Raw genomic sequence first — 8260 nt, 5'->3', positions numbered from 1 at the left:
CGCTGCCCAATTCAAGGTAGCGCTCGAAAATGAGGCGGACGGTTCTTGCTTCGTCCGGGTGGATGGAGAGCTTGCCGTCGCTCAGCGCGTACCCGAGCGGGACCATGCCTCCGACCCACAAGCCCTTGCGCTTGGAGGCGGCGATCTTGTCACGGATGCGCTCGGCTGTGACCTCGCGTTCGAACTGGGCGAAGGACAACAGAACATTCAGGGTCAACCGGCCCATCGATGTGGTCGTATTGAACTGCTGGGTCACCGAGACGAAGGACACGCCATGAGCGTCGAACTGCTCAACCAGTTTGGCGAAATCGGCCAGAGACCGCGTCAGGCGGTCGACCTTATAGACGACGATGACATTGATTTTGCGTGCCCTGACATCATCGAGCAGCTTTTGCAGGGCAGGGCGGTCGGTTGACCCGCCTGAGAACCCGCCATCGTCATAGCGCATCTTGATCAGCGTCCAGCCTGCATGCGCCTGGCTGCGGATATAAGCCTCCGACGCATCATACTGGGCGTCGAGCGAGTTGAATTCCTGATCGAGCCCGGCGTCGGTCGAGACGCGGGTATAGATCGCACACCGGATGGATTTGCCAGCCGGCCTCATTGCTGCCTCACAGTTGCAGCCCGCAGGCCAAAGAACCGCGGCCCGTTCCATTTGGTCCCGGTAATGGCAAAGGCAATCTTCGACAGGCTGTCATAGGTTTTGCCCTCAAGGGCAAAACCATCGGCGAGCACCATCACCCGATGGTCTCGCCCGTTCCATTCGCGGGTCAGGATTGCGCCGGGCGCGAGCTCCTGGTTGCGCTGATCGAGCCTGTCGATCAGCTTGGTGATCGTAGCCGGTTCCCTCGATCCAACGGCAGCCTTCAAGATCTGTACCATCCCCGCATCGAGATCACCGAAGGCATCGGCTTGAATGCGATAGGCCAGCATTGCGAACAGCAGATGCTTCGGCAGGTGAACGGGTGCCGAGCGACCGGTTACACCTTGCCATCGGAGCCGCAGGGCCTTGAGATCAAGATCGCCGAGATGCGCGATCTCGATCTCAAGGGAAACTGCATCAATGTTGCGACGTGATTGTCTTCGAGCGCCATCGATCATGTGGCTTTGGCCGATTTGCTGCCCCCGTCCGCTGGAGCCTTGATGCGATAGCGTCGGACCTCGTCAACAAGCTCGGAATCGAGATCAAGATTCAGTTTCTTGCGAACGACACCGGCAAAGAAGCCACGCACCGGTGCGGCTGCCAGCCCGTTGCCTTGACGACGGCGTCGATCGTACAGCCATCCGTCGATCGCAGCAGAGCGAGCACCCGCGCCTGCTTCGAATCGGCGCGAGCGCCCGATGTTCTGGTGGGCAAGGCGGATGAGTCGGCAGCCGGCAAGACCTTCGAAGTCGTTGGCCTTTTTGTTCTGGCGCCGACATATTTGGCTTTAACGGATCGGGTCGCAGCTGATTTTGAGGCACGTTGTCTCGTCGTCGCTGCTGCGCACGCATCTTTGAGCCCCTCAAGCATTTGGTCACGATCTTAGAGCTTTGCGTCAGCTGCAATCGTTGCAGCTGCACCTTGGTACAATGGTCATAAGGACAGCGTTTAGGTAACCACGGTTCATGGAAATTTAGCTGGCGGGACTACCGCCATTCCGGGGGAGTCGTTTTTATTTGGCCCGAATTCGATTAATATAGGAATTCGATTTATGTTTATGAGCATTACCACAGACCGCACGCCGCGCCCAAATTCGCTAGGTGATCTCGGCATAACGAGCGGTTCAAACTCGATCGTCAGTTTAAGTGAATTTACTTACAAAAAAGGGATCGAAATTTACGGCGAGAAGGAGCCTGCCGAGTACGTTTATCAGGTTAAGAAGGGAGTGGTGCGAAGTTACAAACTGCTCTCCGATGGTCGGCGTCAGATCGGCGCGTTTCACTTGGTCGGCGATATTTTTGGGCTGGAGAACGGTGAGACGCATCGATTTACGGCGGAAGCCATCGTGCAGACCACTGTTCGCTTAAGCAGGCGGCGAAGCCTTGAGGTGACGGCCGAGATCGACGCTGTTGTTTCACGCAACCTGCTCGGCATGACAACCCGAAATCTACAGCACGCGGAAAACCATATGCTGTTGCTGGGGCGCAAGACCTTGCTGGAGAGGGTTGCTGCGTTTCTACTTGAGATGGACGGGCGGCTGAGTAACGCTGAGATAATGTCGCTGCCCATGTCACGTCGTGATATTGCGGATTACCTTGGCTTAACCCTCGAAACTGTGTCGCGTGCACTGTCCCAACTGCATAAAGCTGGCGTCATCGATTTTATCGGTACCCAACGGGAATTCGTAATTCTCGACCGGCAGCGGCTTGCCAGGTTCGACCTGCAGAGTTAAACGCGATTGGGACAGGGATAAAGCTGAAGTCCCGGTTTTATTCAAATATTCCTGCCGTGCTACCTGATACCAAGAGCACGTCAGCTGTGGCAATAGCAGGTTCGGATGCGTTAAAAGACGAACGCTTCTCCTCCTGATTTGAATCAAGGCGGGCCCGCACTGGATGCGGAATGATCGTCCCGTGAGAGATGAGGGGCGGTACTTGCGAAGCATCAGGCAGCTTGTTGCGGACAAGAATCAAATCCGGATTTCAGGACGAATATTTGCAGCCGCCGTTCTGGTTGGAGTCTGGCGGGTGGCTCCCGCTTCGGCACGAACCTCTGCTGACCGGACAGTCAGTGCGTTGGGAAAACACCTCATGACGACAATTTATATTTCGAGCGCCATAATATCCGTACTGCCACGATATCGAGATGAAGTGCTATGTACGCTCACCACGCTTCACAACGCTTCACAACGTTGAAGTTCGTCATGCCAACGCTTCGAAGATTATCATCATCATAGAATCGCTCGCCAGTGGCATTCTTGGAGCGCATCTCGGCAAAATAGCATCCCGGCAAGGCGTCCTGTCGGCCAAACATGGTGTTCGAGCACGTCGGGAGGCTCGCCGAGATCGGAGACTAAAACATATCACTCTCGCGACGCCAATTACTGAAGGCCCAAGCGCCGGCTGTGGCGGCCGCAGCAGCCGGTATAACGATTCCCGCCGGTGCACAGCCAGTGGCGGGCGGCATCGGCGCTCCAGCTGAGATTAAGTGCGGGCATAGAGGCAAACTCAGATCGTCTTTGCTCGCCCCTATTTGATATTCTTGATGATCGCTCGCTCCCGTATGTGTTCTATTGCGTCTTTTCAGAGGAAAATGTCATGAAAAGATCTTTTATTGCCGCGTTGGTTACTCTGCTTGTTAGCGTAGCTGGTTTTGGCACGCCATCGCGGGCCGAGACTGGTCAGGTTTCCGTTGTATTCACGAAAGGAGGATTCATCGTCGGGGTCGGCGGTGGAGAAGGCGTGCTTGTCTTCAAAGGCAAGCGTTATCCATTCACCGTTTCGGGCATGAATATCGGCTTCACCATCGGAGCCTCGACAACCAAGCTGGTTGGACGAGCCCTCAATCTGAATAGCTTGGCAGCGTTTGAGGGTAACTACAGCGCGATCGGAGCTGGCGGTGCAGTTGCAGCCGGAGCGGCAGGCGTTCAATTGCAGAATGCTAATGGCGTAATCCTGCAGCTTAGCGGTCCCAAGATCGGCGCTGAAGTGTCGGCTGCGGTAGGCGGGGTAACGATCAGGTTTAAGTAGGTGTGATGCGATCAGGCCGCACGTTTGCGCTTGATACTCAAACGTGCGACTGCCCGCTTCGTGCAGCCTGCGACGGCAGGCTCTGCGGGACTTGGGGGCAACGCGTGCGGCGCTATTTGTCCCGGCGCGATTACAATTAACTCACGCTGAATAACGGATGAGTTCGTATTTTCGAACGCGATTCGGAGATTTCTGGATGCGGCGCGAGTTTGTGAGGATCGTACGTTTGAGCTGCGCGTGATCTCGTGGCGGAATATCGCGCTAGATCGCACCCTTGAAGTCGCCGTTGAAGTACTCGCTGGCATTGAGTTCTGGTGAGCACGGCGGCAGGTAGAACACCTCGATCCGTTTCGCGTTCGCCGCCAGCCAGCCTTTGACCATTCTGGATTTGTGTACGCTCAAGTTGTCGAGGATCAGGAAGACCTTGCGCTTGGTGTCCTTGGTCAGACGTCGCATGAACAGGATCAAGCGTTGCGGCGTGATTCCGCCAGCATAGATCATGAACCGGACCTTGCCCTGATGGGTCACTGCCGCAATCAACGACAGGCTGCTGCGGGACTGTCAGGATTTCCGTGTGCGAGCGGGCATAATGGGAGAGAAGAAGTCCCATGATGTCCCGATGCAAGGAGCCGACGATACCAGCTTCAACTTTTGGCGGGCAGCGATGCAGCGATGGCACTGGATCATGACGGACTTCTGGATTCGCTGAAGAAGTGCGGGCCGAACGCGCGCTAAGCGCGAGATGGACCATCGCCTTGGCGAAGAAGCTCAGGCCGGGAATAGCGCAGTGAGCGCCTGTCATATTGGCAACGAGTGACTTCGGTTCAGGCCATGTGATCTCCTTCGAATCTTCGCAAATCCGAAAGAATCTGAGTTTACGTCTTGAACGGCCGCGACGGCAGGCCAGTTCCCGGCCGGTTGGATATATTAGAGCTAATCCGTGCCGAGGTGATTCAACGGTTACGCGATTACGGCTTGCCGTCGGCGAAGCTGTATCCGGGTCTAATTTTTTTGATCTTGCCGCGCTTATGTAAGCCGGATAACCTTTGATGGAATTCAGGTGCTCCTTCGCGAGAGAAGCAACCGTGGACAGGGTGACAGACCCGTCTGAATCCAGAGATTCCGCGCCTCCGCGCACGCGGCGCGATGAGTTTGTCGTATTTCTCATAATCGCAGCACTGATTTGGCCGATCGTCGCCGTTGGCGTGGTCGGCGGCTATGGATTTTTGGTCTGGATGTCGCAGTTGATATTGGGGTCTCCGGGACCGCCAAATTGATGGTTTGATTAGCGAGTAACGGGTCATGAAAGAGTCAGAGCTTTCGCGGCGAACATTGCTATTCGGTCAGCTTCGATCGCCGGCCATCTATATTTCGAGTGCGGTTGTCTCGGTCTTGCCGCAGCACCTCGAAGAGGTAGAGCAATTATTGTCAGCGATGCCTGAAGTCGAAATTCACCATCGCAGTCCATCGAAATTTGTCATTGTTCTGGAAGCTCCAGACAGCGGCATACTCGGCGCGCGTCTTGCCGAGATTTCGGGGTGGAATGGTGTGCTGTCCGCCAACATGGTCTACGAGCAATTCGACGAAGCTGCCGGGCATGGAGAAGAACGATGAGTCTTTCGCGGCGCGACATGCTTAAGGCGCAAGCGGCTGCCGTTGCGGCAGCTGCGGCTAATATCGTCATACCTGCAGCCGCACAGCCTGTGGCGCAGGGGATCGGTACGCTCGAGATCAAATGGTCGAAGGCGCCCTGCAGATTCTGCGGCACCGGGTGCGGCGTCATGGTCGGCGTCAAGGGTGGCAAAGTGGTCGCGACCCACGGCGATACGCTGGCAGAAGTGAATCGCGGCCTGAACTGCATCAAGGGCTATTTTCTATCAAAGATCATGTATGGTGGCGATCGGCTGACGACACCGCTGATGCGCAAGAAGAACGGCGTCTATGACAAGAACGGCGAGTTCACCCCGGTAAGCTGGGACGAAGCGTTCGGTGTGATGGCCGATCGTCTCAAGGCTGTTCTCAAGGCCAAGGGTCCGACGGCTGTCGGTATGTTCGGCTCCGGTCAGTGGACCATCTGGGAGGGATATGCAGCGACCAAGCTGATGCGCGCTGGTTTCCGCTCCAATAATCTTGATCCCAATGCTCGTCATTGCATGGCCTCGGCAGCCTTTGCCTTCATGCGCACGTTTGGCGCGGACGAGCCGATGGGCTGTTACGACGATTTCGAGGCGGCCGATGCATTCGTGCTGTGGGGCTCGAATATGGCCGAGATGCATCCGATCCTTTGGACGCGTCTGACCGATCGCCGGCTCAGCCACCCGCATGTCAAGGTCGCGGTTCTATCGACCTTCACGCATCGCAGCTCCGACCTTGCGGATATTCCGATCGTGTTCAAGCCGGGCGCTGATCTTGCCATTCTGAATTACATTGCTAATCACATCATCACGACCGGCCGGGTGAATAAGGACTTCGTCAAGAACCACACGACTTTTGTGAAGGGCGTGACCGATATTGGCTATGGCTTGCGGTCGGACCATCCGCTCGAGATGAAGGCCAAGGGAACAGCCAATCCGGCTGCCACGGAGCCAATCGATTTCGATGCCTATGCGAAGTTCGTGAAGGATTATACGCTGGAGAAGGTGTCCGCGCTCACCGGTGTCGAGCGCGGCTTTCTTCAGGAATTGGCGGAGCTTTACGCCGATCCCTCGCGCAAGGTGATGTCGCTCTGGACCATGGGCTGCAATCAGCATGTGCGTGGCGTCTGGGCCAATCAGCTCATCTACAACATCCATCTGCTGACGGGAAAAATCGCCGAGCCTGGCAATTCGCCGTTCTCGCTTACAGGGCAGCCCTCGGCCTGCGGTACCGCACGCGAGGTCGGCACTTTCGCGCATCGGCTGCCGGCGGACATGGCGGTGGCCAATCCCGAGCACCGCAAGCATACCGAGGAAATCTGGCACGTGCCGCATGGACTCATTCCCCCAAAGCCCGGGTATCATGCGGTCGAACAGGACCGCATGCTGCGCGATGGCAAGCTCAATTTCTACTGGATACAGGTCAACAACAACCTGCAGGCCGCGCCGAACAACACGCAGGAGACGTATCCCGGCTATCGCAATCCCGATAATTTCATCGTGGTCTCGGACGCCTATCCCACGGTCACGGCGCTGGCGGCGGATGTCATCCTGCCGGCCGCGATGTGGGTGGAGAAGGAGGGGGCTTACGGCAACGCCGAGCGCCGAACGCATTTCTGGCGACAGCTTGTGAATGCGCCAGGCGAAGCACGCTCCGACCTGTGGCAGATGATGGAGTTTTCCAAACGGTTCACCACCGACGAGATGTGGCCGGCGGAAATCCTGGAGGCCAATCCGAATTATCGCGGTAAGACGCTGTTCGATGTTCTTTTCAAGAACGGCAATGTCGATCGTTATGCAGCCAGCGAGATTCCCGCTGAATATGAGAACCAGGAATCGAAAGCGTTCGGCTTTTATGTTCAGAAGGGCTTGTTCGAGGAATATGCCACCTTCGGGCGCGGTCATGGCCACGATCTCGGGCCGTTCGACCTCTATCATGAGACGCGGGGCCTGCGCTGGCCGGTAGTCGAGAACAGAGAGACTCGCTGGCGTTACCGTGAAGGTCTCGATCCGTATGTGAAGCCCGGAAGGGGCGTCGAATTCTACGGCCAGCCTGACGGGCGGGCGAAGATCATTGCGGTGCCATATGAGCCGCCGGCCGAGTCGCCGGACAAGGAATACGATATCTGGCTGGTCACGGGACGCGTGCTGGAGCACTGGCATTCCGGCTCGATGACCATGCGCGTGCCGGAGCTTTTCAGGGCGTTTCCGGGCGCGGTGTGCTTCATGCACGCTGAAGACGCCCGCGTGCGCGGAATCAATCAGGGGGCTGAAATCAGGCTCGCCTCGCGCCGAGGCGAGATCAGGATACGCGTCGACATTCGCGGCCGCAATCGGATGCCGCGCGGCGTCGTTTTCGTGCCCTGGTTCGACGCCAGCGAGCTCATCAATAAAACCACCCTGGACGCGACAGATCCGATTTCCAAACAGACGGATTTCAAAAAATGCGCGGTCAAAATTACTGCCGTTTGAATCCGTGGGCCCGCCCACTTCTAGGAGCCGTGCTGAGCGGATGCGTCATTTTACTGAGCGGCGCGATCTACGCGCAGAACGCGCCACAGGGCGCGCCGCAAATCGTGCCGAGGGTGACGGGCAATGCGGACCCCATGAGCGATCCACCGGTTCCGCCGATCCCGCGTCCGATCACCGACGACAGGCGGGTGATGCGCAACTATCCTGAGCAGCCGCCGGTGATTCCGCATTCTATCGATAATTATCAGCTCACGCTAAGAACCAACCGCTGCCTCGACTGCCATAGTCGGCAACATACCGAAGCATCGGGCGCGCCGATGATCAGCGTCACCCACTTCACGGATCGCGATGGTCAGGTTCTCGCCGATGTCACGCCGCGGCGCTATTTCTGTACGATCTGTCATGTTACGCAGACCAATGTTAAACCGTTGGTGCCGAACACATTCCAGGACATGCTTCTGATTCGCGACCCCAAGCGGTGA

10 protein-coding genes and 1 pseudogene are annotated in these 8260 nt (G+C 57.1%); 7 read left to right on the top strand and 4 right to left on the bottom strand.

The features are described from left to right. The 3 genes and pseudogenes from BGO16_RS13545 to BGO16_RS13535 all read right to left on the bottom strand — a co-directional run. Positions 1 to 604: recombinase family protein (locus tag BGO16_RS13545; RefSeq protein ID WP_292619243.1), on the bottom strand; the 604-nt coding region annotated here is incomplete at its 3' end. Beyond that, positions 601 to 1101: a DUF2924 domain-containing protein gene (locus BGO16_RS13540; protein WP_292619242.1), complete on the bottom strand. Its 501-nt coding sequence runs from the start codon at positions 1099 to 1101 to the stop codon at positions 601 to 603. The genes BGO16_RS13545 and BGO16_RS13540, both read right to left, overlap by 4 nt. Continuing rightward, positions 1098 to 1513: pseudogene (locus BGO16_RS13535) on the bottom strand (DUF3489 domain-containing protein). Before BGO16_RS13535 ends, BGO16_RS13540 begins: the two are co-directional and overlap by 4 nt. Before the next feature lie 181 nt (positions 1514 to 1694). Here BGO16_RS13535 and BGO16_RS13530 point away from each other — a divergent pair. From BGO16_RS13530 to BGO16_RS13525, 3 genes are all read left to right on the top strand, one after another. Continuing rightward, a complete protein-coding gene (locus BGO16_RS13530) occupies positions 1695 to 2375 on the top strand; it encodes a helix-turn-helix domain-containing protein (RefSeq protein WP_292619241.1) in 681 nt (226 codons plus the stop codon). A gap of 627 nt (positions 2376 to 3002) precedes the next feature. Then, positions 3003 to 3179 (top strand): twin-arginine translocation signal domain-containing protein, encoded by a 177-nt coding sequence (locus BGO16_RS18165; RefSeq protein WP_363092078.1) that lies wholly within the window; start codon positions 3003 to 3005, stop codon positions 3177 to 3179. Positions 3180 to 3240: 61 nt separating this feature from the next. Beyond that, positions 3241 to 3672, top strand: a complete 432-nt coding sequence (locus tag BGO16_RS13525) for a hypothetical protein (protein ID WP_292619248.1) — start codon at positions 3241 to 3243, stop codon at positions 3670 to 3672. A 261-nt stretch (positions 3673 to 3933) separates the two neighbouring features. Here BGO16_RS13525 and BGO16_RS13520 read toward each other — a convergent pair whose 3' ends face one another. After that, positions 3934 to 4218 (bottom strand): transposase, encoded by a 285-nt coding sequence (locus BGO16_RS13520; RefSeq protein WP_292619247.1) that lies wholly within the window; start codon positions 4216 to 4218, stop codon positions 3934 to 3936. Between the two features lie 503 nt (positions 4219 to 4721). Between BGO16_RS13520 and BGO16_RS13515 the strand changes: the two genes are divergently transcribed. Genes BGO16_RS13515 through BGO16_RS13500 form a run of 4 tightly spaced genes read left to right on the top strand, consistent with a single transcriptional unit; the run spans position 4722 to position 8260 of the window. Then, complete coding sequence (locus tag BGO16_RS13515; protein ID WP_292619239.1) at positions 4722 to 4949, top strand: nitrate reductase; 228 nt, start codon at positions 4722 to 4724, stop codon at positions 4947 to 4949. 25 nt (positions 4950 to 4974) lie between these two features. Beyond that, positions 4975 to 5286, top strand: a complete 312-nt coding sequence (locus BGO16_RS13510) for a chaperone NapD (RefSeq protein ID WP_292619238.1) — start codon at positions 4975 to 4977, stop codon at positions 5284 to 5286. Then, positions 5283 to 7778 (top strand): periplasmic nitrate reductase subunit alpha, encoded by a 2496-nt coding sequence (napA, locus tag BGO16_RS13505; protein ID WP_292619237.1) that lies wholly within the window; start codon positions 5283 to 5285, stop codon positions 7776 to 7778. Before BGO16_RS13510 ends, napA begins: the two co-directional genes overlap by 4 nt. After that, positions 7751 to 8260 carry a nitrate reductase cytochrome c-type subunit gene (locus tag BGO16_RS13500; protein WP_292619236.1) on the top strand — a complete coding sequence of 170 codons (510 nt, stop codon included), beginning with the start codon at positions 7751 to 7753 and terminating at the stop codon, positions 8258 to 8260. The genes napA and BGO16_RS13500 overlap by 28 nt, the downstream gene beginning before the upstream one ends.

Origin of the sequence: Nitrobacter sp. 62-23, from assembly GCF_001897285.1 — a bacterium.
Taxonomy (GTDB): Bacteria; Pseudomonadota; Alphaproteobacteria; order Rhizobiales; family Xanthobacteraceae; genus Nitrobacter.
This window is presented reverse-complemented; position numbering and strand designations above follow the sequence as displayed.

What these genes read in the sequence shown, in the direction of transcription:
- BGO16_RS13525 (WP_292619248.1), top strand. Translation starts at nt 3,241, where the DNA reads ATGAAAAGATCTTTTATTGCCGCGTTGGTTACTCTGCTTGTTAGCGTA.
- BGO16_RS13540 (WP_292619242.1), bottom strand. Translation starts at nt 1,101, where the DNA reads ATGATCGATGGCGCTCGAAGACAATCACGTCGCAACATTGATGCAGTT.
- BGO16_RS13510 (WP_292619238.1), top strand. Translation starts at nt 4,975, where the DNA reads ATGAAAGAGTCAGAGCTTTCGCGGCGAACATTGCTATTCGGTCAGCTT.
- napA (WP_292619237.1), top strand. Translation starts at nt 5,283, where the DNA reads ATGAGTCTTTCGCGGCGCGACATGCTTAAGGCGCAAGCGGCTGCCGTT.
- BGO16_RS13500 (WP_292619236.1), top strand. Translation starts at nt 7,751, where the DNA reads ATGCGCGGTCAAAATTACTGCCGTTTGAATCCGTGGGCCCGCCCACTT.
- BGO16_RS13515 (WP_292619239.1), top strand. Translation starts at nt 4,722, where the DNA reads ATGGAATTCAGGTGCTCCTTCGCGAGAGAAGCAACCGTGGACAGGGTG.
- BGO16_RS13530 (WP_292619241.1), top strand. Translation starts at nt 1,695, where the DNA reads ATGTTTATGAGCATTACCACAGACCGCACGCCGCGCCCAAATTCGCTA.